This window comes from Candidatus Syntrophosphaera sp., from assembly GCA_019429425.1.
Lineage (GTDB): Bacteria > Cloacimonadota > Cloacimonadia > Cloacimonadales > Cloacimonadaceae > Syntrophosphaera.
In genome coordinates this window covers 42,803-69,428 of sequence record JAHYIU010000001.1, presented here as the reverse complement: position 1 = coordinate 69,428, position 26,626 = coordinate 42,803, and the positions used below count along the sequence as shown (strand labels likewise).

The 26,626-nt window shown below is 52.6% G+C and carries 18 protein-coding genes; 10 read left to right on the top strand and 8 right to left on the bottom strand.

Going from position 1 to position 26,626, the window contains the following annotated elements:
• Complete coding sequence (locus K0B87_00270) at window positions 1-957, top strand: hypothetical protein (protein MBW6513180.1); 957 nt, start codon at window positions 1-3, stop codon at window positions 955-957.
• Window positions 958-1,248: 291 nt separating this feature from the next.
• Here the strand turns inward: K0B87_00270 and K0B87_00265 are convergent, their stop codons facing one another.
• The 3 genes from K0B87_00265 to K0B87_00255 form a co-directional block, all read right to left on the bottom strand.
• Window positions 1,249-3,594, bottom strand: a complete 2,346-nt coding sequence (locus tag K0B87_00265; protein MBW6513179.1) for a DUF1565 domain-containing protein — start codon at window positions 3,592-3,594, stop codon at window positions 1,249-1,251.
• A gap of 132 nt (window positions 3,595-3,726) precedes the next feature.
• Complete coding sequence (locus tag K0B87_00260) at window positions 3,727-6,663, bottom strand: T9SS type A sorting domain-containing protein (GenBank protein ID MBW6513178.1); 2,937 nt, start codon at window positions 6,661-6,663, stop codon at window positions 3,727-3,729.
• 206 nt (window positions 6,664-6,869) lie between these two features.
• Window positions 6,870-7,817, bottom strand: coding sequence for an IS256 family transposase (locus K0B87_00255; protein MBW6513177.1), 948 nt, complete (start codon window positions 7,815-7,817; stop codon window positions 6,870-6,872).
• Between the two features lie 578 nt (window positions 7,818-8,395).
• Between K0B87_00255 and K0B87_00250 the strand changes: the two genes are divergently transcribed.
• Complete coding sequence (locus tag K0B87_00250) at window positions 8,396-10,972, top strand: choice-of-anchor D domain-containing protein (GenBank protein ID MBW6513176.1); 2,577 nt, start codon at window positions 8,396-8,398, stop codon at window positions 10,970-10,972.
• A gap of 174 nt (window positions 10,973-11,146) precedes the next feature.
• The gene (locus K0B87_00245) at window positions 11,147-12,172 is read left to right on the top strand and encodes an aminotransferase class I/II-fold pyridoxal phosphate-dependent enzyme (protein MBW6513175.1); all 1,026 of its coding nucleotides are present in this window, start codon (window positions 11,147-11,149) and stop codon (window positions 12,170-12,172) included.
• Between the two features lie 11 nt (window positions 12,173-12,183).
• On the opposite strand, the gene pyrF is transcribed toward K0B87_00245, so the two are convergent.
• Genes pyrF through K0B87_00220 form a run of 5 tightly spaced genes read right to left on the bottom strand, consistent with a single transcriptional unit; the run spans window position 12,184 to window position 17,298 of the window.
• A complete protein-coding gene (pyrF, locus tag K0B87_00240; protein ID MBW6513174.1) occupies window positions 12,184-12,990 on the bottom strand; it encodes an orotidine-5'-phosphate decarboxylase in 807 nt (268 codons plus the stop codon).
• Window positions 12,956-13,492 (bottom strand): bifunctional pyr operon transcriptional regulator/uracil phosphoribosyltransferase PyrR, encoded by a 537-nt coding sequence (pyrR, locus tag K0B87_00235; protein ID MBW6513173.1) that lies wholly within the window; start codon window positions 13,490-13,492, stop codon window positions 12,956-12,958. The genes pyrF and pyrR overlap by 35 nt, the downstream gene beginning before the upstream one ends.
• 19 nt (window positions 13,493-13,511) lie before the next feature.
• Window positions 13,512-15,518, bottom strand: coding sequence for a pyruvate carboxylase subunit B (locus K0B87_00230; GenBank protein ID MBW6513172.1), 2,007 nt, complete (start codon window positions 15,516-15,518; stop codon window positions 13,512-13,514).
• Between the two features lie 11 nt (window positions 15,519-15,529).
• Window positions 15,530-15,721, bottom strand: coding sequence for a hypothetical protein (locus K0B87_00225; GenBank protein ID MBW6513171.1), 192 nt, complete (start codon window positions 15,719-15,721; stop codon window positions 15,530-15,532).
• Window positions 15,722-15,744: 23 nt separating this feature from the next.
• Window positions 15,745-17,298: a methylmalonyl-CoA carboxyltransferase gene (locus tag K0B87_00220; GenBank protein ID MBW6513170.1), complete on the bottom strand. Its 1,554-nt coding sequence runs from the start codon at window positions 17,296-17,298 to the stop codon at window positions 15,745-15,747.
• A gap of 813 nt (window positions 17,299-18,111) precedes the next feature.
• Here K0B87_00220 and tpiA point away from each other — a divergent pair.
• The 7 genes from tpiA to K0B87_00185 all read left to right on the top strand — a co-directional run bounded on the left by tpiA (window position 18,112) and on the right by K0B87_00185 (window position 26,534).
• Complete coding sequence (tpiA, locus tag K0B87_00215; protein MBW6513169.1) at window positions 18,112-18,897, top strand: triose-phosphate isomerase; 786 nt, start codon at window positions 18,112-18,114, stop codon at window positions 18,895-18,897.
• A gap of 1 nt (window position 18,898) precedes the next feature.
• Entirely contained in the window at window positions 18,899-20,149 is a 1,251-nt protein-coding gene (gene serS, locus K0B87_00210; protein MBW6513168.1) for a serine--tRNA ligase, read from the top strand.
• Between the two features lie 129 nt (window positions 20,150-20,278).
• On the top strand, window positions 20,279-21,442 hold the full coding sequence (locus K0B87_00205; GenBank protein ID MBW6513167.1) for a hypothetical protein: 1,164 nt from the start codon (window positions 20,279-20,281) through the stop codon (window positions 21,440-21,442).
• A 13-nt stretch (window positions 21,443-21,455) separates the two neighbouring features.
• The gene (locus tag K0B87_00200) at window positions 21,456-22,739 is read left to right on the top strand and encodes an O-antigen ligase family protein (protein MBW6513166.1); all 1,284 of its coding nucleotides are present in this window, start codon (window positions 21,456-21,458) and stop codon (window positions 22,737-22,739) included.
• Entirely contained in the window at window positions 22,736-23,503 is a 768-nt protein-coding gene (mazG, locus tag K0B87_00195; protein MBW6513165.1) for a nucleoside triphosphate pyrophosphohydrolase, read from the top strand. The genes K0B87_00200 and mazG overlap by 4 nt, the downstream gene beginning before the upstream one ends.
• A gap of 40 nt (window positions 23,504-23,543) precedes the next feature.
• Window positions 23,544-24,995: a HAMP domain-containing histidine kinase gene (locus K0B87_00190; protein MBW6513164.1), complete on the top strand. Its 1,452-nt coding sequence runs from the start codon at window positions 23,544-23,546 to the stop codon at window positions 24,993-24,995.
• A 9-nt stretch (window positions 24,996-25,004) separates the two neighbouring features.
• Window positions 25,005-26,534, top strand: coding sequence for an NAD(P)H-hydrate dehydratase (locus tag K0B87_00185; GenBank protein MBW6513163.1), 1,530 nt, complete (start codon window positions 25,005-25,007; stop codon window positions 26,532-26,534).
• Window positions 26,535-26,626 lie beyond the last annotated feature (92 nt).

Genomic DNA, 26,626 nt, shown 5'->3' with positions numbered 1-26,626 from the left:
TTGGCACTCCTGGCTGCCCTGATCTGGATCTCGGCTCTTCCGGCTGTCTACCAGGTCGCCGCGGTCACGGACAACTTTGTATTGCATACCTCGGATGGCGTTCCCATCGGAAGCGCGGAGTTTTTGGAGGTCCTGAACCAGCGGATGGACGCATTGCAGATGAGCACCGGGGTCTACCTGGACAGCAAGGCGGACATCTATGTGGTGCCGGACCGCTCTTCCTACCAGTCTTTGGCCCGGGGCAAGGGCGCGATCGTGGAATTCAGCAACGCGTTCTACTCCCCGGCCGAAAAGCGCATCTACATCCGCAGCGCCGATCAGATCTGGGAAAACTACGGCGGGATCATCATCCATGAATACACCCATTGGTATCTGGACGAGATCCTGCTAAGCGCTCCGCTCTGGTTTCATGAAGGTTTGGCGACCCGCGAGGGCGGCCAGTTGGGTATGGACCGCTATCTCTACTATGTGCGCGAACGCTTCTGGGGCAACAAGATGGACCTCTTTGAACTGGCCTACCGCTATCCCTCTCAGCGCGCGGAATGGGAGATGTATTACCTGAGCTCCTATTTCGCGGTCAAGCATATGCGGGACAAGGACCCAGAGGCCTGGCGCGGATTCTGGACGATCGTGGCGGATAATTATCGCCAGGGGCAGAAAACCCGCTTCACGGCAGCTTTCGGCCAAGCCTACGGTTCCAGCCTGTACCAGTTCAATCTGGAATTTGCCGCCGCCAGCAAACGGCAGGCCTGGATCTATCTTATCGTGGGCGTTAATTCGATCATCTTCACCCTGCTGCCCCTGCTGCTGATCCTGGCCGCGCTCCGCCGCCGCAAGAGGATGAAAGCCCTGCCAGAACTGGAGATCGAGCCCGATCCTGAACCGGAGCGGAAACTGAACTACATCGTTGAAGGATCCGAAACCGGCAATTCCTCGGAGGATAAGAAGGATCCGTAGCCATCAAGATATCCCCTGGCAGAATTCCCAGCAGGCGGATATTATAGACAATACTGAAACATCCAACAATTGATCAAGCCCTTTTTGGGGCGACATGTGATAGCCTGCAGTGTGGCGTAGCGGAACTGCAGGTGAAAAGTAATGCTCTTAAGTAACCAGGCTGGTCAACTCCAGACAGTGATCGGAAGGCTCTAGATCCAGATTCTGTTAACCGGCATGCTCATCGGTGTCGTCAATAATTCAATACACTTTCTTTTCAATATCTTAAAACTGATGTTCAATCCCAAGCTATCACAACTTCACCAGCTTCATTACCCTCTGAGTCTTGCCATCCAGCTTTATCTGCAGCAGATAGATACCTGCGCCCATATTTCGTCCACTATCATCAAAGCCTTCCCATGTCAGGGCTTGTTCACCTTTGTTTTGGCTGCCCTTGCACAAGGTTCGCACCAATTGCCCTTTCAGGTTAAAGATACTTATCGCCACCTGGGAGGATTTGGCAATTGAATACCCAATGCTGATTTCATGAGAGAAGGGATTGGGATATACGCTAACAGGCATCGCTGCCGGATTTATTGGATCCTGTAAGGCAACCGGATAGTTCCATTCATTGCAGCCGATATCTATCGCCGTGCCGTATATTCGTTGATTGCCATATAGATCCAGTTCCTGAAGGAACAAGCCTGTGGAATCGGGAGTGCCGGCATCTGTGCAAATGGAATTGTTGCCCAGACGGTAGGACATGAAATCAGCGGCATTGCTGCCGCAGAATCCCGGATCGCCGGTCAGGACCACATCATTGAAAGTGATGTCATTCACTGCCGAAGTGGCAAAGCTATCAGGATAGCCCCTGATGAAATTATTCTCAAAACTCACATGCGACACTGTGTTGGGATAGGTGCCCTGGCAGAGTATCTCTACCGGGAGATCATTATCGAAGATGCAATTGGCTACCCGCAGATTACCATTAAGGATGTTAGCAACGTTGCTCCCGCTGTTATTGGCAAAAGTGCAGTTGCTGATAACAGAGGTTGAATCGGTAAAGGAAGCAATGAACACGGGAACATACCCGCCACTTTGGTTGTTGGCAATCAGAACGTTATTCATTATCAGGCGACTATCGGAATTAAAATGTGCTGCTCCGATACTAACCAAGGGCGTGCCCCCATAAGCCATAGTATTATTGATGATCTTCGAGTTTGCCAGAGTTAGTTTGTTGCCATAAAAGTAAAACGTTGCCCGGGGGCTATCTAACTCACTACCGGTATTGTGGCACCCTTCTATGGTTAAATTCCTGATCACCGCGTCTGGCATATTATTATAAAACCCACTCTGGTCATTTGAGCTCTGCCCCTTGATCGTTACATTCTCAAGAGTATAGTTGGTAGGATGATAGTTGTTTGTGACAAATGAAACACATTCTAACGACGCTAATGAGAAGGGGTTGATTATGATATTCTTTATAATAACATCGGTGAATTTACCGCCACCTATAGCACCTGGAAATGTATTATTATCACCAAACTCAATTTCCAGGTTCTCCACTCTACATCCCGATGCAGAGGAAACATTAACAGTAAACTGATATTCAAGGTTTTCGAGTACTGGGTATGATAATGAATCTCCAATCAGATACACATTAGGTTTCAGGTTAATAGGGAAAAACTGCCCATCATCTGTTGAATATACTCCTCTGGTTAAGTGTATGGTTTTGGGATTCAAACTATCCGATTCTACCGTCTGCAGAGCTTTGCAGATTGTTTTAATAGGAGCGGAAATACTCAAACCATCATTGTCATCATTACCGTGGGGCGAAACATATAGATCGTGATTAACCTCAGTTCTATAGCCTCGTTGGATGTCAATAACAGGGAATCCACCCGGCCAATCGGGAACACTTTTTGAATAATATATGTAGTAATCGGAGGTAGGGCATAAAGTTCCCATGTCCAGATAGATACTGGTCTCAAGTCTGGAGTTAGCAGCGATGATATCTTGAGCGTAACCTGCAGTATTATCATACACACTGCACCGGTTATCCTGGTCAAAAATTACCTGCCCATAATAGTCCATTAATATACCACCACCACCTGACGCATAATTACCTTTGATTTGAGTTCCAGCAGCATGGATTGTGCCTTGGTAAACAAAAATCCCACCTCCATTAAAAGCATTGTTTCCCTCTATAACGCAATTGGTTATTTCAAATGCTGCGGCATTAAAAATCACAATACCACCGCCGATATTTACCGGAGCTCCATTGTAATATGTAAGGGGTGAACCCGATCCATTAGTTAGGGTAAGTCCATATATACTGGCATCATTTACGCCTAGTATTGATTTTATAGCTGAACCGCTTTGATTTCCATCAATTATCGTGCTGTCCCGATAGGCAGGATTATCGGTGATTAGTTCCAAGCTGGCTATAGTAATATTCTTCCCCACGTAATCCACGTTTTCAATGTATCTGCCGGGATAAACCAATATCGTGTCCCCATGAGCAGAGGCATCCACTGCTGACTGGATAGTATTGAAGGGCTGGCTGCCATCCGGGGATACTCCCAGCGTGGCGGCAAAGCCCAATGAGGCAACGCTCATAAGGGACGCTATCAGTATGAGTTGCTTGCTTGTTTTCATTCTATCATGATTCCATTTCTTCATATCATTGGGGCGGAGAGTGCTCCGCCCCCAACGTTATACCTGGGTGTGAGAGCCGTGTTTCACATTTCTTCGGCTTTGCGCACCCATCCACGATTCCATGCATAGGACCTATTTCATCAAGACCATTTTCTTGGTTATACTCTTGCCATCATAGCTTAACTTGCTGTAATACAAACCGCTTGCCACCTTACGATTATGGCTGTCGGTACCATTCCAGATTATGCTGCTCCAGCCGGAATCAGCCCTGCCCTGAGCAAGGCACTTCACCAATTGTCCTTTTTGGTTATATATCTCCAGTTTGATGTCTGATGGCTCAGCCAGGCCGAATTTGATAGTTGTGCTGGGATTGAATGGATTTGGGTAGATGCTGATGGCAGGTTCTGAAATAGCCGGAACTTCATCGCTGCCCTTATCCAGCTTCAGCTTATAATAGTGATCCGTGCTATTGAGTTTCAATGGCTTGTTATCATAAGCTCCGCTTCCAGGATTCCATACCCTATAGGACTGAACCTTGTCCACTGCGGCTTTGTTCTCGTAATACGCTAGTATCTCCACTTCGGCATTGGGATCAGTGCCGTCCAATATGTACCCGGGGATTTCCACCAAGCTGTCACAGACCACCGTAGCACCTTTACATACATCATCTACATACAGAGCTACTTCACTTGGCAAGTCATCTGCATCCAACTCCACATAGAAAGGTACATAATCTGCCTTTTCAGTGTAGATATAGTGGCTGGTCAGCTCCTTTTCGACGGGTATCTGATTATCTGCGCCTGTGTTCCAGGTAAACTGAGCATCATTGAAGCACTTTATGATTACCATATCCCCATAGCTCAGGGTTGGTTTTTGACCTGTCTGCATGGCATATATCCAAGGGCTTCCGGGCATTACTTTCTCTCTGACCATGGTCCAGTTCTGAGTCTGAATATACCACAGATCATCAATAATGCTGGCAAATGCATCTTCCGCATTAGCTGTTTCTGCATGGAAGTATCCAAGCCAATTATCATTATACTGATTGTAGGGATCATTTTTAGCTGCAGGTAGAGCTTTAATTGTGATAGGATATTGGGATACGTCTGGGATGATTCCCGGGAAATCAATGTTAACCGGTGTTTGAAGCCCCTGAGCCATTTGGATCTTATAACCCTGCTGGGGAGTTATATTATGAGACTGATCACCAACCCAGTCAAGTAACTGCTCAGAATAGTGGATATCTTGTTGAGGGTCATCCTTTACTTTCCAAGTGATGTCATGTAAAACCATATTGTTCATTATCGGATTAAAGAACACGCCCGCAACATCCGGATCATTGGTAGCCGGATTCCAGATTCTATCCAAAGTGGGGTAGCTCATCCATTTGAGACCATTTCTATCTGAGTATGCGGGGAAGGAATAGTTGATGAATTCGTGTGCTTGTTCGTCATACTGCACCGCACCGATGTCTAATCTATCATATCTGGAAGGACTTACAATTCCGCCGTACCCAGTCATAATCAGAGGGCTTCGAATAACCTCATCCCAATTCAGGGTGTAAGAATGGGTAGATTCGTCAATAGTAATATATGGATTACCGTATGAGACACTTGTGTTGTCTAATATTAATGAACTCGTTTGGGTTGGAGTTAATGTAGTACTAAAATGCGAATAAGATACAGGAATCCGGTTATCCCCCATAAGTACAAGGGGATTATCGTCTTCATCGATGACTATAAACGGTGCATTCGAGGTACCATAATAGAGATTGTCACGATACAACGAAACTGAGTTTGACGCAGCTTGCATATTGGATAGACGTTGTAAGGTCAGGACTCCTCCGCAGTTAATAAAGCTGTTATTGCTTAAAACGGCAATAATATATTCAGATAGATAGAGATTACCTTCGAACTTTATTTCTAAAGGTTGAAAGCAGTTATAAAATGTATTCTCATTTATAGAACATAAATATGAAGATGAGGATATGCCTCCACGCAACGTTATTGCGCTTCTATCTCCTGCTGAAGATAACCCAACGAATTTGTTTTGTTCAATCAACCAATTACCAAAGGCTCTTGCAAGATATATTCCTGCGTCTTGAAATCTATTGTTTCGAATAACGACATCCTGATGAATAAAATAGCCTACCCCGGCACCAGTTGATCCAATATGTGTATTATCAAATAGATTATCGTATAGCTCTATGTTTGCGACACCACTTCCAAGAGCAACAGATGTACTTTCCAAGGTGTTAGGATTATTGCGTATAAATTCATTCCCGCTGATATAAACGTTACTTCCATGGCCCGCAAAATCAGCTTTTATACCATAAGATTGAGATGTATAGTGCTGCGTTATGCTAAAGGTGGAATTAATCACCTTTAACTGGTTTACCGTAAACATATGAGAATCAATTTCTAATGACAAATGATTGTTGTCAAATATACAATTGTTGATATCGAGTATGTTAAAGTACCCATAATTTCCTGATGGTAAAGTAAGAAAAATGCCACGATTTACAACACCATTAACCATGGCAGAGTGTTTTATTTCGAATCCTTGAAGCTTAAATAAACTACTCGTCGTTCCTTTCAGGGTTATAACCGGATCAGATGAATCGTAAGCTATTATTGCACAATCCTCAGGATCATTGTTTGTGCTTTGGATGATTATGTCTGATACTAGATGAGGACCATTACTACCCATGTAATTGAGATTTAGGTTCTCTTGGTAGCCTGATGCATTAGTGTAAACATTGATAACAACACTTGGACTCGGTAGATTGATGGGCAATGTATCATCGAAAGCATGATTGATAGCATCTTGTATGTTTATGTACGGGTGTTCTTCTGATCCATCGGCTCCATTTTCGTTTGCTTCGGAATTAACATACAAATCATAGGCAAAGCACACTCCACATAGTGCAGCAAAGAGACATATCAGCAGAGCCATTTTAACAATAGCTCCGTAACGGGGGGGGGGGTAAAAAGGTCTCGTCTGATTTTGATCATTTTTTTGATCTCCTAATTTATATTTTTGACCTGTGGTAATTCTTAATGCAGACAATCATCATTTCCCGTTTCAATTAACCTAACAAAGAGCATTTCCTAGTTCGTAAACCGATTTAGATTACATAGCTGAAATGCTATTTATTTATATGGCTGCGGTTTGTCAAGCAATTTCTTATCGCCCTCGTTACTCACAATCTATGTAAGGCCAAGCGACCAATTGCATTATTTTCACCTCGTTAATCCAAGTCAAGTTCTTTTTCATCAACAGCTACCTTGCTGCGACTCGACCGGTATCGATCTTTTCTGGATTTCCCTGATCTTTTCCAAGGGCTCTGACAGATAGATCCTGCCACTGGTCCAATCTTCAGAATACCCTTGCAGGATAGCGCCCAGAAGGCGCATGCAGCTCTTTTCGTCGGGAAAGATACGGATGCTCTTTTCCCTGCGCCGGAGCTCTTCATTGAGCCTTTCAAGCGGGTTGGTGGACTTTATCCTGCTCCAGTGGCCGGTGGGGAACTCCAGATACACGGAAATCTCATGATAAGTGTCGTCCAGCCAACTCCCAAGCTTATCTTTCCCTTTGGCTTCGACCACGCTGCACAAATGCCTCCAGGCAAGTTCAAACGATTCCCTCGTTCTTGAGCCCACCAGGTCTTTCAGGAGCGGCAACAACCATAATAGATCGGTCTTTGACACCTTGCTCTGGGCATTGCGCATCCAGTGGACGATACAACGTTGCCTGAGCTGGCCGGGAAAACACTCTTCTATCGACTTGATCAGGCCGTCATGCTCGTCACTGATCCAGAGCTCGCTACGCTTCAAACCACGCTCTTTGAGGCTTTGCAGGAAGTCCTTCCAGTTGTAGTAACTTTCACGGTTCCCCAAGTGAAGACCCAAAACATCACGATGGCCGTCTTCCTTCAGACCAATGGCAATCAATACCGCTGTCGGCCGCACACCCTTCTCTGTCCGGATCTTGGTGTAGATCGCGTCAAGCCAGATATAGGCATACCGATTGTCCAATTCCCTGTTCTTCCAAACTTCCACTTCCGCGTCGATCTGCTTTGCGCAACGGCTTACAAAGCTGCGATCAATGTTTGAAAGCCCCAGATCAACGAACAGCTGATTCATCCTGCGGGTTGAGACACCGGCAAAATAGGCCTCGCTGATGATGCTGATCAAGGCCCGGTCAACCCGCTGCTTGTTCACTCCGGATTTGACGCGCCAATCACCCACTCGATTTGAAAGAGAGCCTTAAAAATTATACTTCAGGTTAATGTGATTAGGGCGAGTTTAATTTTCTAGTACTTTTCCATAATCTGCTTGACACAATAATATGGTCTGGATTAGAGGTAACGGCATAAGTATTTTGCCAGAGCCTGGGAGTTGGTAACGGTTTTTTGAGGAACTTACTCCGGGTATCGGATAAGCTGGTCGAATCTATCGATGGCTGGAATCAAAATGAGAAAACATCATCGCGGATAAGGAGTATGGAGTGGAGCTTGGAGTTTTTCATCTCTATCAGCAGCCAACGTCTCGTTCTCAGGGAACCAGATCTCAAGCCAAACCCGCTTTCGCCTACGTTTTCATCCCATGTGCGGGCAGCTCCCATCATCACGGAATGCCTGCAGTTTGCCAACATACGGCGGATATCGCTTTGAGAGGCAGTGTTTGTCCCCAAGCCGGCAGTCAGTTTCAAAACCAAATCTGTGCGTGTTTCTTCGAAAAGGAACTCGCCGCAGCATGCTGAAAAAACACCAATAAGCAATTCAAACAGGAGCTTGAAGATGAAGAGAATCCTCTTGACCATACTTGTAATGGCGTTTGCCCTCGCGGCCTTCGCTCAAACCGTCATCACCATTGGCACCGACACCCAAAACCATTACATTCCGGTGCATCCCACCTTTGGATACACCTACAGCCAATGCATTTACCTGCAATCTGAGATCAACGTGCCCAACCAACGCATCGAAAAGATCTGGTATTACTGGAACGGATATGAATACGCCGACCTTACCGACCAGTGGGTCATCTACATGGGCCACACCTCAGCCTCCTATTTTCAATCCAGCACCGCCTGGCTGCCTCGGAACAGTCTGACCCAGGTCTTTAGCGGACAGGTCATCACCTCGACCACTGCTGGTTGGATCGAGATCGTGCTGGACACACCTTTCTTTTACAACAACACCCAAAACCTGGTGGTGGCAGTTGAGGAAAACGAACCTGGAAGCGACTCCTCAAACGGCTTTTTCCATTCCAGTTCATCATCATACCGCCGCAGCCTCCGTTTTTCGAGCGACATCATCAATCCCGATCCTGCGGATCCGCCCTCCGGGACCATGCGCTATGGCTATGCCAACATACAACTTCAGCTCAGCGCGATACCCAACGACCCTCAATTCAATCGCAGTCCAGCGGACATCGATTTCGGGCTGGGGAATGTGAATATGCCCTCCGAATGGCAAAACGTGACCGTGAGCAACATCGGAGGGGGAACACTGAGCTTGGCGGCAAGCGCCGTGAGCATCATCGGCACCCAGGCCAGCCAATTCCAATTCAGTACCGCCAATCTGCCTGCAGCTCTGTCCGCAGGGCAGTCCGTGAACATACCGGTGCGCTTCGTCCCCAGTTCTGAAGGGGCCAAAACCGCCACTTTACGCATTGTGTATGACGGCGTGAACTACGACACCGCGCTCAGCGGCGAAGGCCTTCCCGCGGGGCAGGTGACCATTGGTGACGGCAACAGCAACATGAACATTCCCATCTACCCCTATTATGGCTATACTTACAGCCAGAGCATCTATCTGCAGTCTGAGATCAACATGCCCAACCAGCGCATCGAAAAGATCTATTATTACTGGAACGGCAATGAGAACGCGACCTCGTCCGACCTGTGGGACATCTATATGGGTCACATCACTGCCGATTATTTCGATATGTCCCCTCAATGGGTACCCCTGAGCAATCTGACCCAGGTCTTCAGCGGCATTGTTTCCCTGCCCGCGGTTGAAGGATGGGTCGAGATCGTGCTGGCCAATCCCTTTTATTACAACAACACGGACAACCTGTTGATCGCGGTGGATGAAAATAGGCCCGGATATGACTCCAATTCTTCCTACTTCCATTCCACCGCCAGCCAAGACCGCCGCAGCATGCGTTATTCAGACGACAGCATCAACCCCGATCCGGCGAACCCGCCTATGAGCGGCATTGTCCAAGTCTTTGGCTATCCCAATATCAAGCTGCTGTTTGGCGATGCTCCCACCGATCCGATCTTCCAGTACTCACCAACCGACATAGATTTCGGGCTGGTGGCGCAGGACGAGCCAACTGATTGGGTGAATGTGACCGTCAACAACTACGGCGGCGGAATCCTTAACCTGCCCTCCAGCGCGTTGAGCATCATCGGCTCGCACGCGAGCCAGTTCCAGTTCAACCCCATCAACCTGCCAGCGACTCTGGCCGCGGGCCAGTCCGTCACCATTCCCGTGCGCTTCACCGCCACTTCCGAAGGGCTTAAAACAGCCACCCTGCGCATGGTGTATGGCAGCGTGAACTACGACGTAGCCCTCTCCGGGCAGGGGATGTCGGGCAATCTGGTGATCATCGGCAACGGGACCGGGATCGGCTCAGTGCCCGTTTATCCATATTATACCTATACCTATTCGCAATCCATCTACCTGGCCTCCGAGATCGGCATGCCCGGCACGATCGAAAGCCTGGCCTGGTACTGGAATGGAAATTCCGCGATCACGGAGCCCAATATCGACATCTATATGGGCCACACCAGCCTAAGCACTATGGGCAGCAATTTTCTGCCAATTTCTGGCATGACGCTGGTGTATTCGGGGCCCTACTCTGTAGGCACGACAGCGGATTGGCGCAACTTCATCCTGACCACCCCATTCAGCTACAACGGCACGGACAACCTGGTCATCGCGGTCAACGAAAATGGCGGGCCAGCCAATATCTGGTATTCACAGTTGGATGGATTCCACGTATCTTCGGTAACGGGACAGCGCAGCCGGTCGGTTTCCAATGATAACGCGGCTTATAACGCCTCGACAGTAACCGGCGGATACAACCTGACCATCGTCCCAAACCTGATGCTGAGCCTGAGTGGAGGGTCCGTGGGACAGCCTGATCCGCCGATTCTGACCCTACAGGCCAACGGAACCCTTTCCTGGGCAGCCATAGATGGCGCGGCCAGCTACAACATCTACAGCAGCAGCGATCCCCAAGGTACCTTCACCTATGAGGCTAGCACCAATTCCACTACTTGGCAGGCCCCGGATTTCCCGCAGGCGAGGAAATTCTATCGGGTTACCGCCTCGACGGAGCCGGCAGCCAAGATCCTGAAATGACCCCAAGGAAATCATTACCTCCTCGAATGAACCAATTACAACCCCGGTTTAGACCGGGGTTTTTTTATTCATTGAGGCGTTCCGTTTGGAAGACCTTATTCCCGGGGGCAAGAATCACTTGACGTAATCGGGGCATCAGCCAAAAAGGCGAAAATGATGACATTGGGAGAAGACATGTTTGCAGTGAGTTTTGGCAGCGACAACCATTCCGGAGTGCATCCCAAAATCTGGGAAGCAATGCGGAAAGCGGATGAAGGATATTGTGCGGCCTATGGCGACGATGAATTGACCCTGCGGGTCCTGAGAAGCCTGGAAGAGCTGTTCGGAGGAGGCTGCGAGGCGAGTTTTGTGACCACCGGCACGGGCGCGAACGTGATCGCCTTGCAAAACTACGTGCGGTCCTACCATGCGGTGTTCTGCGCCGCCACAGCCCACATCAACGTGGATGAATGCGGCGCGGTGCAAAAATTCACCCAGTCCCGGCTGAAAGTGATTGATACCCCGGATGGCAAACTCACTCCGGAACTGATCTTGCCAAACCTCTTAAATAACCGCGACCAGCACCATTCCCAAGGACGCGTCGTTTCCATCACCCAAAGCACGGAATACGGCACCCTCTACACTTTAGAGGAGTTAAGGGCCCTGGCGGATTTCGCCCACACTCACGAGATGTATCTGCATATCGACGGTGCCCGGCTGGCCAACGCGGCTGCGGCCTTGAACTGCACGATGCGGGAAATGACCAAGGACGCGGGAGTGGACATAGTGAGCTTGGGAGGAGCGAAGAACGGCCTGCTGTTCGGCGAGGCGATCATCAGTTTCCGGCCGGAACTCACTTCCGACCTGCGTTTCTACCGCAAGCAATGCACCCAGCTATTTAGCAAGATGCGCTATATTGCCGCGCAGTTTGAGGCCTATCTGGAAAATGATCTATGGAGAGAAAACGCGCTTAAAGCCAATGCCATGGCCGCTTTGCTGGCATCGCGTTTGCGGGAGATCCCGCAGGTGCGGATCACCCAGCCGGTGATGGTCAATTCTCTTTATGTGGTCCTGCCCCGGGAAACAACTCCGGCTTTGCAGGCAAAATACCATTTCTACATGTGGAACGAGGCCCTCAATGAGGTTCGCCTGATGTGCAGTTATAACACGACACAGGAGCAGATCGAGGAATTTATCCAGACCTTGCGAAAAATGCTCTAGCAACCGGCGGGCTAAACTACAGCCAGGTCCTTGAGTTTCCGGGCCTCGTCCCCTGCAGCTTTGGCAAACAGGGGGGTTTTTTCCTTGAAGATGATCCCCCGCGATGAATTGATCAGGATGTTGGGCATTTCCCGGGTGTCGGTCGCGTCCTGGAGAACGTCCTGGAGGTCTCCGCCCTGGGCTCCGATCCCGGGAATCAGAAAAATCCGGCCGGGCATTAGTTCCCGCATGCGCCTCAAATCCTGGCTTTGAGTGGCACCGACCACGGCGCCGACCTTATCGACGGCAAAGCCGTTGATCCAATCCGACACCCTTTCCGCCATGCCGCCCTGCAGAAAAAAATCCTCCGCCGAGGGATTGGAGGTCAGGGCAAGCGCGAAGGCAAAGGCCCCGTCCCTCTTCAGAACTGGCTTGAGGACATCTGAACCCATCAGCGGGTTGAGGGTGATGGCGTCAAAGCGGAGTTTGTCGAAAAAGCTGACGGCATACTGCTCCATGGTGTTGCCAATATCGCCGGCCTTGCAATCCAGGATCACGGGTATATCCTCGGGAATGTACTCGACCGTGAGCCGCAGAGCTTCCAGGCCCCGGCTTCCGTCGCTGAGATAGAAGGCCAGATTGGGCTTGTAGGCGCAGGCATGGGCATGGGTCTCGTCTATGATGCGGCGGTTGAACTCCCAGATCGGGTTGGCTTCCGAGAGCACGCAATCCGGCAGTTGGGTGACGTCCGAATCCAGGCCGATGCAGACGAGGCTTGCGGTGCTTTGCCAGCGGGCCTGGTATTTAGAGTAGAACGATCTTGACCGCATCGTTGCCATCCGTTTCTTCAAATTCCACGCTGATGATCTCTTCCTTGGAAGTGGGGACGTTTTTGCCCACGAAATCAGCCTTGATCGGCAGTTCGCGGTGTCCGCGGTCGATCAGCACGGCCAGTTGGATCTGTTTGGGGCGGCCGAAATCCATCAGCGCGTCGATGGCCGCGCGCACCGTCCTGCCGGTGTAAAGCACATCGTCGACCAGGATGATGATGGCGTCCTCGATATCGAAACCCAATTGCGAGCCTTTTATCACGGGCTGATGCGAGATGGTGGAAAGATCATCGCGGTAAAGGGTTATGTCCAATATTCCCACGGGAATGTCCTGGCCCTCGATCAGGCGCAGATAGTTGGAAAGCCGCTGCGCCAGAGGCACTCCCCTGGAGCGGATTCCCACCAGGCGGATCTTTTCCAGGCCGCGGTTCTGCTCGATGATTTCATGCGCCATGCGGTGGACGCTGCGCTCCATCTGCGCTTTGTCCATGATCGTGCTTTTTGTCTGCATCTTGACTCCTGATAGTGGTTTATTCCGGTTTGATGACGATCAGAACATCGCCCTTGCCGACCGTGTCGCCCGAAGTGAAAGGCGTCGAAACGACGGTTCCTTCGACCGGGCTGGGGATGTTGTTGTACATCTTCATGGCTTCCAGCACCAGAACTGTTTCGCCGACCTGGACTTTGTCCCCGACCTGTTTGTCATATTTGATGAACATTCCGGGCATGGGGGCATGCACCGGAGTGCCTTCAGCAGAATCTACAACAGGTTTGGCAGGTTTGGGTGCGGGAGCGGGAGCGGGATTGTTCTGGACTGGCGCGGGGGCCGGATTACTGGCTTTGGGAGCCAGGGCCGCGGGGGCTTGCGCAACCGGCGCGGTTCTCACCACGCGCGGATTTCCGCCTTTCTCTGACACTTCAACCTGGTAATAGGTGTCATCCACATATACATCGAACTGGCGAAGACCATCGGGTTTTTCGGTTGGCTGCTTGGCGGTTTTTTCAACCAATTGGCCGGCTCTGGCCTTTTGGCATAGCTCTTCCTGGCGCTTGACTTCTTCGATAGTGAGAGGTTTCATGTCTTCCGGCATGGGTTCCAGATCATACTTGATCCTGAGGAATTTCTTTCCGGTGAGATTGTATAGCGCCACGATCAATTGATCGTCCAGATCCTTGGCCAGGCCTTCGGTCTCGGCCTTCACCTTGTCCATGGCGGGTTCGATCACGTCGCCGGGGCGGACCGTGATGGGTTTTTCTCCGCGGGGATAACCTTTCAGGGCTTTTTTCTGTACTTCTGGGTCAATGGGCAAGGTCGTCTTGCCATAGAGTCCGTAGCAGAGGTCTTTTACCTGTTCGGTGATGCGGGAGTATTCGCCATCTTTGGTGTCAAACAGGGCATTGTTCACGGCTTGGATGCCCACGATCTGGCTGGTTGGCGTCACCAGAGGTATCTGGCCCAGTTCCTTGCGGACCTTGGGGATCTCGGCAAACACGTCGTCCAGCCTGTCGATGGCGTCCATCTGCTTGAGCTGGTTCACCAGGTTGGATAGCATGCCGCCTGGGGTCTGGTGGATGATGACGTCCGTGTCGATGATGGAAAACTTCGTGTTGTCCGCGAAATGCAGGTATTTGGGGATGTCCTTTTCCATTTCCTTGCTGATCTTGTTCAGCAGACGGATGTCGAACCCGGTGTCGCGGTTGGTGCCCAAAAGCGCGTTCACAAAGGGTTCCACGGCAGGATGCGAGGTCCGGTAGGCATAGGGCCCGAGGCAGGTGTCGATGATGTCCACCCCGGCCTCGATGGCTTTGAACAAGGCCAGATCACCCATTCCGCTGGTGAAATGGGTGTGGAAATGCACCGGAACCTTCACAGTTTCCTTCAGCCCCTTGACAATGTCGTAGGCGTCATAGGGAGCCACCAGGCCCGCCATGTCCTTGATGCAGACTGTGTCAGCACCCATCTCCTCAAGCTGTTTGGCTTTTTTCAGATAGTACTCCAGGTTGTAGGTTTCGCCACCCATGCGCTGTTCGGTGAGCGAATAACAGATCGTTCCCTGGAAATGTTTCTTGTTCTTCTTGATGATCTTGACCGCGGTCTGGAAATTGCGGAAGTCGTTAAGGGCGTCGAACACGCGGAAGATGTCTATCCCGTTGTCGCAGGCCCTTTGCACGAAGGCTTCCACCACATCGTCGGCATAGTTTTGGTAGCCCACGAGGTTTTGCCCGCGCAGGAGCATGGAAAAGGGGGTTTTCTTGATGTGTTTTTTAAGGACGCGGATGCGCTCCCAGGGATCCTCTCCCAGATAGCGGTGCATCGCGTCAAAGGTCGCTCCGCCCCATACTTCCATGCTGTAATAGCCAACCTGGTCCATGAGTTCGGCCACATGCAGCATGTCTTCCGTCCTGCCGCGGGTGGCGAACAGGGACTGATGCCCGTCCCGGAAGGACAGGTCCTGGATCTTGATCGGGTTTGCCGCCCTGGGACGGTCGGCTTCGTAGCGCATGGCGCTTTTTTCTACGATTCCATGTTCTGCCATGGTCTCTCCTTTTATCTGCTTCTTTTTATAATTCTGCGTTGGATGATGTCGCGGTATTGCATGGTTTGCTGGCGTCCGTAGGCCTGCCAGACGCTGGGCGCGTTTTCCAGCGGACGGTTGGGGTATTCAAGAACTGATTGTTCCGAGGTCAACATCGCCATCACTCCGGCGATGGCGGCAAGTTCCTTTTTGCTATCGCTCATGATCTGTTATCCCCGTGTTGCCCTTAGGCCGGTATGTTCCCATGTTTTTTGGGCGGCAGGCTTTCGCTCTTGCTGCTCAGGATTTCCAGAGCGTCGATCAGGCGCTTGCGGGTTTCGGAGGGCAGGATCACCGCGTCCACATAGCCGCGGGCGGCCGCCACATAGGGATTGTTGAACTGGTCTTCATAGATCTGGATCATTTCAGCCCGCTTGGCATCTTTGTCTTCGGCCGCGGCTATCTCCTTGCGGAAGATGATGTTGGCCGCGCCCTGTGCGCCCATCACGGCGATCTCGGCCTTGGGCCAGGCAAAAACCATGTCCGCGCCCAAGTGCCTGCTGCTCATGGCGATATAGCTTCCACCGTAGTCCTTGCGGGTGACGACCGTGAGTTTGGGAACGGTCGCTTCGGAGTAGCACCAGAGCAACTTCGCGCCGTGGCGGATGATTCCGCTATGTTCCTGATGCGTGCCGGGCAGGTAGCCGGGCACGTCAACGAAGGTCAGCAGCGGTATGTTGAAGGCATCGCAAAAGCGGATGAAGCGGGTGGCCTTGTCCGAGGCATCGATGTCCAGGCAGCCTGCCAGCACTGTGGGCTGGTTTGCCACTATGCCGACGACGCGTCCGTTGAGGCGGGAAAATCCCACGATCACGTTTTGAGCGTAATACTTGTGCGGTTCGAAAAAGAGGCCGTTATCCGCGATGCTGTGGATGATGTCGCGCATGTCATAGCTCATCTTAGGGCTGTCCGGAATGATCTCATCCAGTTCAGGGCATAGCCGCCAGGGATCATCCGCGCATTCTGTGCGCGGCGCGTCCTCCATGTTGTTGGCCGGCAAAAAACTGAGCAGCATCTTGATCTGCTGGATGGCGTCGGCATCGTTCTCACAGGCGAAATGGGCGTTCCCGCTCTTGCTGTTGTGAGCCATCGCGCCGCCGAGCTCTTCCTGGGTGGTTTCTTCGCCGGTGACCGCGCGGATCACGTCTGGTCCGGTGATGAACATGAAACTGGTGTGCTTGACCATGAAAACGAAATCCGTCATGGCGGGTGAATAGACCGCCCCACCGGCGCAGGGCCCCATGATCGCGGTGATCTGGGGGATCACTCCACTGGCGCGGGAATTGCGGTAGAAAATATCCCCGTAGCCGCGCAGTGCGTCAACTCCTTCCTGAATGCGGGCCCCGCCGCTATCCTGGATTCCGATCAGGGGAAGCCCGCTTTTCAGGGCCATGTCCATGACCTTGCAGATCTTGGCGGCGTGCATTTCTCCCAACGATCCGCCCCGCGAGGTGAAATCCTGCGAAAACGCGAAGACAGGGCGTCCGTCGACCAATCCATGGCCGGTGATCACTCCATCTGAGGGGATCTCGATGTTTTCCATGCCAAAATTATCGCAGCGGTGCTGCACAAACATATCCAATTCACGGAAGGTGCCGGGATCGAACAGCAGGTCCAAACGCTCGCGGGCATTGAGTTTGCCGCCCTGCTTCTGTTTTTCCACGGCCTTTTCGCCGCCCATTTGCAGGATCCTGGCTTCCTTCTCCTGCAGCTTCCTGATCGCGTCCTTGCTTGTTAACATCTCTGTTTACCTCTTGTTCAGGTATGATTCGGGTGTTTTGAAATTGGTTTTTTCACCAAATGCATATATTTTTCCATTTTTGAACAGAGCATTATTTCGTCAAGCAAAAGCGATGTTAAGCTGTCAAGTGCCGGTAAAACCGTGATAATTGCCCCCATGACAAGGCAAAAAAACCAGCCTCTTGTCCATTCATGGCGGCTAGTCTTGGCCTCTGCAGGCAAACTCCTGTGTCATCCCGGCGTCCTTGGCCTCCGCGGAGGAGCGCAGAAAGTGTGTGGGGTGGTTCGTCAGGGATCCAAATGAGTAGTTAGAGCACTGTCATCCCGGCGCAGGCAGGGATCCAGTTCTTTTAATACCAGTTAATTACGATCAGTTTATGTCTGACTGGGTCCGGGCCTGCGCCGGGAAGGCACAGCCTGTCGAACAAGAAATTAAGCTGTCGCCCCCCTTATCATTACGGTGTTAATACGGACTCATTACGGACAAAGTCCGTAATGAGTCCGTATTAACACCGTAATGATAAGGGGGGCCAAAGCAAAAAAGAGGAGTTGGATTGTCCCGAAATGGTCAATGGGAACTGCCCCGGGGCCGAAAGTACGTCAACAAGGTATGGACCCATTGTAGGACCGCTCAGTATTGGGATTCAAAACAACAACTCTTTGCCACTCTTGGCACCGCGATAATCCTCGGCGGCTAATACGGCCTTTCTTGAGGCGGGGTCGGCTGTTCCGCGCGGTTTTGACAATTTCCTTGACGAATCGGCACTTTTCAGGATTAGGTACTTTTTCAAACTAAGATCAACAGGTGGAATACATGCGCAATATCATCATAGCAGGCAATTGGAAGATGAACAAGGACGCCTTCGAGACAGAACAGTTCTGCCTCGATTTGGGAGACTATCTCAAGGATCACGATGAGGAAAGGGTTGTGCCCATCATCGCCCCCGTTTTTCCTTTTCTGGCCAAGGCCCAGTCTTTGCTGCAGGGAATTCCGGCGGCAGTGGCGGCGCAGGATGTAAGCGCCGAAACCGCAGGAGCTTACACGGGTGAGGTCTCGGCCGTGCAGTTGAACTCCCTGGGGCTTTCCTATTGCATCATCGGCCATTCCGAACGGCGCCAGTACCACGGGGAATCTGACGCCCTGATCCGGGAAAAGCTGTTCCGGTTGCGGGAAAACGACCTGATTCCGATCGTCTGCATCGGCGAAACCCTGGCTCAGAGAGAGGCCGGACAAACCGAGAAAGTGATCCTGACGCAGCTTGCCGGCTGTTTCGAGGAAGTGGAGCTGTCTTCCGGCCGTGAGGTCGTGATCGCCTATGAGCCCGTGTGGGCCATCGGCACAGGCAAAACCGCCACATCGGACCAGGCCCAGGAAGTGCACGCGCTCATCCGCGAATGGCTGGACAAGCAATTCGGGCAAGCCATCGCCGCCAATATCCACATCCTCTATGGCGGCAGCGTGAAACCCGGCAACATCCGCGAACTGCTGCTGCAGCCGGACATTGACGGCGGCTTGATCGGCGGGGCTTCTCTGATCCTGGAGGATTTTTGCGCCATGATCGACACCGCCTCCCAGGTGATCAAGATTAGGGGAGCCTAAGGTGCTGGATATCAAATATATACGCGCGAACATCGAAGCCGTGCGGACCGCGATACGCAACAAGAACGAAAAGGCCGATCTGGACGCCCTGCTGGCTGTGGACGAGAATCGCCGCAGGCTCCAATTCGAATTTGACAACCTGAAAGCCAGCCAGAACCAGGTTTCCCAGACCATCGCCCAAAAGAAGAAAGCGGGTGAGGATGCCTCCGGGCTTGTGCAGGAAATGAGCATCGTGGCAGACCGGATCAAAGCCGTGAACGCCTCCCTGAGCGAGGCCAATTCAGCCCTGGACGCGCTGTTGCTAACCATTCCGAACATCCCCCACCCCAGCGTGCCGATCGGCAGCAACGAAAGCAGCAATCTGGAGATAAAGAGCTGGGGAAGCAAGCCCGGCTTTGCTTTCGAGCCTTTGGACCACCTGGGTGTCGCGGACCGGAACGGACTGCTCGATTTGATGCGCGGGGCCAGGATAAGCGGCTCCGGATTCCCCATCTACACTGGTTTCGGGGCCAGGCTGGAACGGGCCCTGATCAATTACATGCTGGACCTGCATGTCGCAAAGCACGGCTACACCGAACTGGCCGTCCCGCTTCTGGTGACCAGAAAAACCATGACCGGCACGGGCCAACTGCCCAAGCTGGAAGCCGACATGTACCACGTGGACGAGGACGACCTGTTTCTGATCCCCACAGCCGAGGTCCCGGTGACCAACATCTATGGGGGAGAGGTGCTTCAGCATTCACAACTGCCTCTGAAATATGTGGCTTACACGCCCTGCTTCCGCCGCGAGGCCGGTTCCTACGGCAAGGACACCAAAGGCCTGCAGCGCTTGCACCAATTCAACAAGGTGGAAATGGTGCGCTTCGTGGAGCCGGAAACATCCTATTCCGCGCTGGAAGAAATGCTGCTGGACGCGGAGGAGGTGTTGCAAGCCCTGGGCCTGCATTACCGCGTGGTCCAGCTCTGCAGCGGCGACCTGAGTTTCGCCTCGGCCAAGACCTACGATATCGAAGTCTGGGCGCCCGGCTCGCAGAAATATCTGGAGGTCTCATCCGTGAGTAATTTTGAGGATTTCCAGGCCCGCCGCGCCCATATCCGCTATCGCGACGCGAGCGGCAAGGTGGGATTCCTGCATACTTTGAACGGATCGGGAGTGGCCACGCCGCGCCTGATGATCGCGCTGCTGGAGACATATCAGAACAGCGGGGGCGGCCTGGACCTACCGCAAGTTCTGGCCCCCTACCTGGGATGACTTCCTCAGCGCAGGGCAAAACTATTCATTGACAATAATATGGACTGGGCAAATAAGGAATATTCACCTTAGAAAGCTCATGCGGTCTCCGGACGGCGAAACAAGAAAAGATTACAAGGATAGGTCGCAATGGATAAAAGAGAGTTCGACATCTTTGAACTGGTCAGGTTAATCCTGAAGCATCGCAGGTTCGTGATCATATTTGTGGCCGTGGTGAGTGTCGCCGCGGTGGTCTACAGCCTGCTCACGCCCCAGATCTGGGAATCGCGGGCCACTTTCTATGTGGTGGGCGACCAAAGCAGCAGCCTGCCTTTCGACATCGCCGGCCTGGGCGGCCTGACGTCACAGTTGCTGGGATCAGAAGGCTCCCAGAATGCCATTAATTCGGTATCAGCAATGACTTCACGCGTCTTTTCTGAGGATGTGATCCGCCGTTTCAAGCTGATCGACTATTACCAGATCACCGAAGCGGATACTCTCAAGGCGATGGACATGGCCCTGAAACGCCTGCGCGAAAAGACTCTCAACATCGGCTACAGCACAGAGACCGGCCTGGTGGGCGTCCGCGTGCAGACCAAAAGCAAAAAGCTCAGCAGGGATATGGTGGATTACTATCTGGAGCGGCTGGATGTCTACAACCGCGAGCAGAAGGTCACGCGCGGCAAGATGAACCGCGAGTTCCTGGAGCAACGGGTAGGCGACACCCGCGCCCTGATCGATTCCCTGCTCCTGGAAGTGCGCGATTTCCAAACCAAACACAACTCCGTTGACCTGGAGGTCCAGACCAAGGCCATGATCGAATCATACGCCGCAGTGGTGGCTGCCAGGATGCAAAACGACGTCGAACTCGAGCTGGCGCGCAGCAACTATTCCGAGAATTCCCCCGTCTATGCGGAACTGAGGAAGCGCGGCGAGGCGCTTTCACAGCAGATCCGTGACCTCGAGGCCGGCAGTAGTGAGCTTAAACCGCGCTACCAGATCAATCTTTCCACCCTGCCAGATCTTGCTTCCCAGTTCGCTCAACTCCAGCTAAACCTTCAGATCCAGTCCAAGGTCTTCGAATTCCTCTATCCCCAGTTTGAGGCCGCGCGGCTGGAAGAACTGCGCGACATGCCCTCTCTGGAGATCCTGGATACCCCGCGCGAAGCGGGATTGCGGGCGCGGCCCAAACGTGCCGTGATCTGCATCATCGCCTTCCTGCTGGCCTGCCTGCTGGCCGTGGTCATCGTCCTGATCATCAATCTTCTCCAAAACAACAAAGACCGCCTGCAGGAGATCAAAAAGTCGCTCTGACAAGGCTTTGGCCATGATCCTCAAACGCCTGCCCCTGATCTTTGCCTGTGCCGGGCTCACAGCCGGGATTGTGGCCGCGGCGGCGGCGATGCAGTCCGTGGAAGCCCATCAGGTCGGCTTTGTGGGCCTCATCCTTGCGGGCTGGCTGCTCACCGGGCTGCTGTTTGGCTTCAGTGTGCGTAACAGCCTGCTGTTCAGCGCTTTGTTCTTTCTCAAGCCCTATCCCCAGAGTTTTATCAGCGTGCTGTTCATCCTGCCTCTCAGCCTCCTGCTCGAGTTTCAACAGGAAAAAAGGCGCAGCCTGTTGTTGCCCCATCCAGCGGCCCTGATAATTCTCTTTGCGGTAGCTGTTTACGGGTTCATGCGAGCCCGCAGCTTCGGCGATTCCTACCTCTATTTCCTCTCCACCGCGATCGTGCCGGGGATCTTTATGCTCCTGGCTGCCAACAGCCGGATCAGCAGAGCGGATTTTACCGCTTGGCTCAAGTTCATTGTCTACGTGGGAGTGGTGCTGGCGGTCATCGGGATCGTCATGGCCCTCCTCAATCCGGCTGAGCGATACGGTTCGCTGTGGATAACCGCCATGAATATTAATGGTTTTTACTTGCTGGCCTTCTTTTTCGCCATCGCCCTGGGGGTCGATTCCAGAGGCTCCGGAAGCCGGCATCTCTGGTACGCCTTTGCCTTTCTGATCCTGATGGGAATGCTCTACACCTACACGCGGATTGTCTTGGTGGGCGTTGCGGTCGGCTTTTTCCTGCTGATGCTGAGGATGAAACGGATGCGCTATGTGGGGATGGGGACCTTGCTGCTTTTACCTTTGCTGATTCCCTCTTCCATGATCAGCCGCATTCAATTGGGCTTCACTTTTGACTATTCGATAATCATCCGCCTGGTGGCCTGGTATTTTTCCATCCAGCAGATTATGCTCCATCCCTGGTTCGGGATCGGCATCAGTGTTTGGAAAGATTGGTACGCGGGCGCAGCGCCAATGGATATCCTCTACGCCGAGCATTCCCACAATATCTTCCTCAAGATCTGGCTGGAAATCGGCGTCTTTGGCTTCCTGGCGTATTTCTATTTGATCGCCGCGGTGCTGAGGCGCTATTATCTCAGGCTGGTAAAGCGCTCTGAGGACAATTTCCACCGCGTTGTCCTGATCGGCCTGGCCGCCCTGCTCGTGGCCTGCCTCACGGACATCTTCATCCAGCAATACCACGTCAGCCTGGTTTTCTGGAGTACTTTGGGCTTTGCCTACGCCCTCTCCAAAAATGAACCACAAATTGAGGAACAATGACAGAGTTTCAAAAACTCGTGGATATAATAGCGCAACTGCGCGATCCCGTTTCCGGCTGCCCTTGGGATGTGAAACAAACCTCCCAAAGCCTGGTGCCGAACTTCATCGAAGAGCTGCACGAAGCCGTGGAAGCGATCGAGGACGGGGATGGCGCTGCTTTGATGGAGGAACTGGGGGACCTCATGCTGCATGTGGTCTTCCAAGCCCAGATCGCCTCTGAGGAAGGCCGTTTCGACATCGCCGACGTCCTCCGCGGCATTGCCCAGAAACTCGTCCGCCGGCATCCGCATGTCTTTGGAGATCTGGATGTTGCGGACGCTGACGCGGTGAAGCTGAACTGGGAACGCCTCAAGAAACAGGAAAAGACCAAGCGCCAAAGCGTTTTGGAGGGTATTCCGCGCTCCCTGCCGGCCCTGATCTACGCTCAGCGGACCCAGGAAAAGGCCGCCTCGGTAGGTTTTGATTGGCCCAACATCACACCCATCCTGGCCAAGCTGAACGAAGAAGAGGCTGAATTGCGCGAAGCCCTTGACTCCGAGGACATTCTGCAGATCCGCGAGGAACTGGGAGACCTGCTATTCACTATTGTCAACCTGGCCCGCAAACTCCATATCGACGCGGAAAGCGCGCTCAAGGAAACAGCCCGCAAATTCCATAAAAGATTCAACTACATCGAAGAACACTACCGCAAAAACGGAGCCGACATCCATGAAGCAAGCCTCGAAGAACTTGACGCCGTCTGGGATCTCGCGAAAAAAGACTGACTATTTCAAATCCCTGCGCCTCTACCTGATCTTCAGCAGTGTGCTGATCTTTGCCGCCTTTGCCGTCTACACCCAGATCCTGATCCAAAACGCCAAACGCGAGCAGGAACACGTGCCCCGCATCTTTGCCAAATACATTGCCTACACGGATGCCTATCTGCGTCAGTCCGAAAAATACGCCCAAACCCTCGGCGAATTGAGCTCCAAGCACTTTGAATCCGCCCAGCAGCCCAATTACGAGGAGGCGATCAGTTCCTACATCCTTTTCGAGTTCATGCCCAACAACCCCATCCCCATCATCATCACGGACGCCAATCTCGAACCGCTGTTCTGGAACCAGGTTGGGGTCTCCCCGGATAGCAGCTTCGTCGACCTCTGCGAGGAATCCCAGCGGAAATTGAAGGCCTTCCTGCCTTTGATGAACTGCACCGAGATAAGCTACGAAGATGAGATCACCAACTTTGTCTATTACGCCCGCCCCACCTCTCTGCAGGAATTCATCAAGCAGATCGACTATTCCCTGGTGGTTACCGACAGACATAAAACTCCGCTCTACTGGCGCAATGTGGGCATTCCTGAAGCTGAGACCTGGGCTCAGATCAGCTCCGAGGAGCGCGCTGTCCTGCGGGAAAGGATCCTGGGAATGGATGAAATGCCGCTCGGCAATGAGGCCGACAACCTTGGCTACATCTACTTCAGCGCGCCCAAATCCCTTTCCCGCATCCGCTATTTCGTGATCCTGGAACTGGCACTGGCAATTCTTTTGATCGGCTTCAGCAGCTATGGCCTCTTGCTTTTGCACCGTACGGAAAAGGACACCCTCTGGATCGGTCTTGCCAAGGAAACCGCGCATCAATTCGGCACTCCGATCACATCCATGATGGGCTGGCTCGACCTGCTGCGGGAAACTCCGCCGGAAGGCTCATGCCGTCCGGATATGAACAAGATCCTCGACTACATGACCACCGACCTGGAGCAACTCAAGATAATCTCCTCGCGCTTCGGCAAAGTTGGCTCGCAGACCAAGCTCAAACCCCTCGAACTGCACAGGATCCTGGAAGAAACAGTGTCCTATTTCCACGACCGCATGCCGCATCTGAGCTCCCGCATCGAGATCCATCTGATCTCCAAGATCGAAGGTATCATGGTCATGCTGGACGCGGAACTCTTCAAATGGACGCTGGAAAACCTGATCAAGAACTGCGTTGACGCCATGTCCGGCAAGGGAGGGAACATAGTGATAACCGCCACCCACAACGCTAAACACGTCTTTCTGCACATCCGCGACGAGGGTAAGGGCATTCCTCATTCCCGCTGGAAAAAGATCTTCGATCCCGGGGTCACCACCAAGACCCGGGGCTGGGGACTCGGGCTCAGTCTGGCCAAACGCATCATCGAAGAATACCACCATGGCCATATCCGTGTCCTGGCCAGCACGATCAACGAAGGCACCACCTTCGAGATAAAACTCCATACCGACCACGCCAAATAGGAGGAAACAATGCATAACCTGCTCAGTTCAGCCCAAATGAAAGCCCTGGACCGGCGCACCATAGAGGAGTTCGGCCTTCCAGCCCGCCTCCTGATGGAAAATGCCGGCAGGGCCTGCGTCGAAACCATCTTTAATTCATATCGCCAGCATCTGCATGGTGGTGTTTGTGTTCTCTGCGGCAGCGGAAACAACGGCGGCGACGGGGCAGTGATCGCGCGCTGGCTGCATGAGGCAGGTTGCGAGGTGGGAATCCTGAGAATCGGCAAAGGCCCCCTCAGCACTGAAACCAAGGCCAACCTGGAACTGTGCCGCGCCCTGGACATTCCCATCCTGAACATCGCCTGTGACGAAGACCTGCCTCTGGCCCTGGAACTGCTCACAGCCAGCACTCTGGTTGTAGACGCGGTTTTTGGCATCGGTTTCAAAGGAAAGTTGGAACCCTGGCTGGATGAGCTTTTCTGCCTGGTCAATTCCTACGCGGAGTTCACCGTGGCGGTGGACATCCCCTCCGGTCTGAACGCGGACACAGGTTATTGCGGGAATTCCATTTACGCCGATGCCACGCTCTGCGTCGAAAGCCTCAAGCAGGGCCATATCCTGGGTCTTGGCAAAGAGGTTTGCGGCCAACTGCATCTTGTCAACATAGGCATCCCCAATTCCTATTACCGAGAACTGGACTGCGTCAAACTCTTCACTGAAGACGATTTCATGCCCCCCATGCGCCATTCCCACTTTCACAAGAACGATTTTGGCAAGGTCTATGTCTTTGGCGGGATTCCCGGCTACACCGGAGCATCCGTCATGGCAGCCCAGGCAGCTCTTCGTGCAGGCTGCGGCTACGTCTACGTCCTCCACCGGATCGAACTGATGGCGGTTTACGCGCTCAAACTCACCGAAGCCTTGTCCCTGGCCATTCCGGAAAATTCCAAGACCGGATTGCCAGACACCAAAACCTTGCTGCACCTGCTTTCCGACGCCTCATCCGTCCTGATCGGCCCCGGACTGGGTCGCGACGATTATGCCCTCAAGCTGCTGGAAACGGTGCTCAAGAACGTGAAAGTGCCTCTGGTGGTGGATGCGGACGGCCTCAACCTGATATCGGAAAACCCGGCGCTGCTGAAATTCGTTTCCCGTCCGAATGTCCTGCTGACGCCGCATTGGGGCGAGTTCGCCCGACTTGCGGGCATCGACAAGGATTTGCTGGAACAGGACTGCCTTTCGCCCTTGCGGAAATTCGTGGACCAGCACCAGGCCCGGGTGTTGCTGAAGAGCCATTTCAGCATCTACCACGATGCGGACTTCACCTGGGTCAACATCTCCGGTAACGACGGACTGGCCACAGGGGGCAGCGGAGACGTCCTGGCTGGCATCATAGCCTCGTTTTTAGCCCAGGGCCTGGAGATCCCGGACGCCGCCATCAACGCCTCATACCTGCTGGGTCACACCGCTGAACTGCTTGCGGAAGAAACAGATACGGCGTCCATTCTGCCCACGGACATCATCGACAACCTGTTCGTGAAAGAAAATCGAGAGGATTGATGTCGGGAAGGATATTCATCCTGCTGGTCCTGCTGGTCCTGTTCCAAGCCTGCACGGGCCAGGCCGATTCACCCAAATCACAAGAAGAAAAA

What these genes read in the sequence shown, in the direction of transcription:
- K0B87_00265 (MBW6513179.1), bottom strand. Translation starts at nt 3,594, where the DNA reads ATGAAAACAAGCAAGCAACTCATACTGATAGCGTCCCTTATGAGCGTT.
- K0B87_00250 (MBW6513176.1), top strand. Translation starts at nt 8,396, where the DNA reads ATGAAGAGAATCCTCTTGACCATACTTGTAATGGCGTTTGCCCTCGCG.
- K0B87_00245 (MBW6513175.1), top strand. Translation starts at nt 11,147, where the DNA reads ATGTTTGCAGTGAGTTTTGGCAGCGACAACCATTCCGGAGTGCATCCC.
- pyrF (MBW6513174.1), bottom strand. Translation starts at nt 12,990, where the DNA reads ATGGCAACGATGCGGTCAAGATCGTTCTACTCTAAATACCAGGCCCGC.
- pyrR (MBW6513173.1), bottom strand. Translation starts at nt 13,492, where the DNA reads ATGCAGACAAAAAGCACGATCATGGACAAAGCGCAGATGGAGCGCAGC.
- K0B87_00230 (MBW6513172.1), bottom strand. Translation starts at nt 15,518, where the DNA reads ATGGCAGAACATGGAATCGTAGAAAAAAGCGCCATGCGCTACGAAGCC.
- K0B87_00225 (MBW6513171.1), bottom strand. Translation starts at nt 15,721, where the DNA reads ATGAGCGATAGCAAAAAGGAACTTGCCGCCATCGCCGGAGTGATGGCG.
- K0B87_00220 (MBW6513170.1), bottom strand. Translation starts at nt 17,298, where the DNA reads ATGTTAACAAGCAAGGACGCGATCAGGAAGCTGCAGGAGAAGGAAGCC.
- tpiA (MBW6513169.1), top strand. Translation starts at nt 18,112, where the DNA reads ATGCGCAATATCATCATAGCAGGCAATTGGAAGATGAACAAGGACGCC.
- K0B87_00205 (MBW6513167.1), top strand. Translation starts at nt 20,279, where the DNA reads ATGGATAAAAGAGAGTTCGACATCTTTGAACTGGTCAGGTTAATCCTG.
- K0B87_00200 (MBW6513166.1), top strand. Translation starts at nt 21,456, where the DNA reads ATGATCCTCAAACGCCTGCCCCTGATCTTTGCCTGTGCCGGGCTCACA.
- mazG (MBW6513165.1), top strand. Translation starts at nt 22,736, where the DNA reads ATGACAGAGTTTCAAAAACTCGTGGATATAATAGCGCAACTGCGCGAT.
- K0B87_00185 (MBW6513163.1), top strand. Translation starts at nt 25,005, where the DNA reads ATGCATAACCTGCTCAGTTCAGCCCAAATGAAAGCCCTGGACCGGCGC.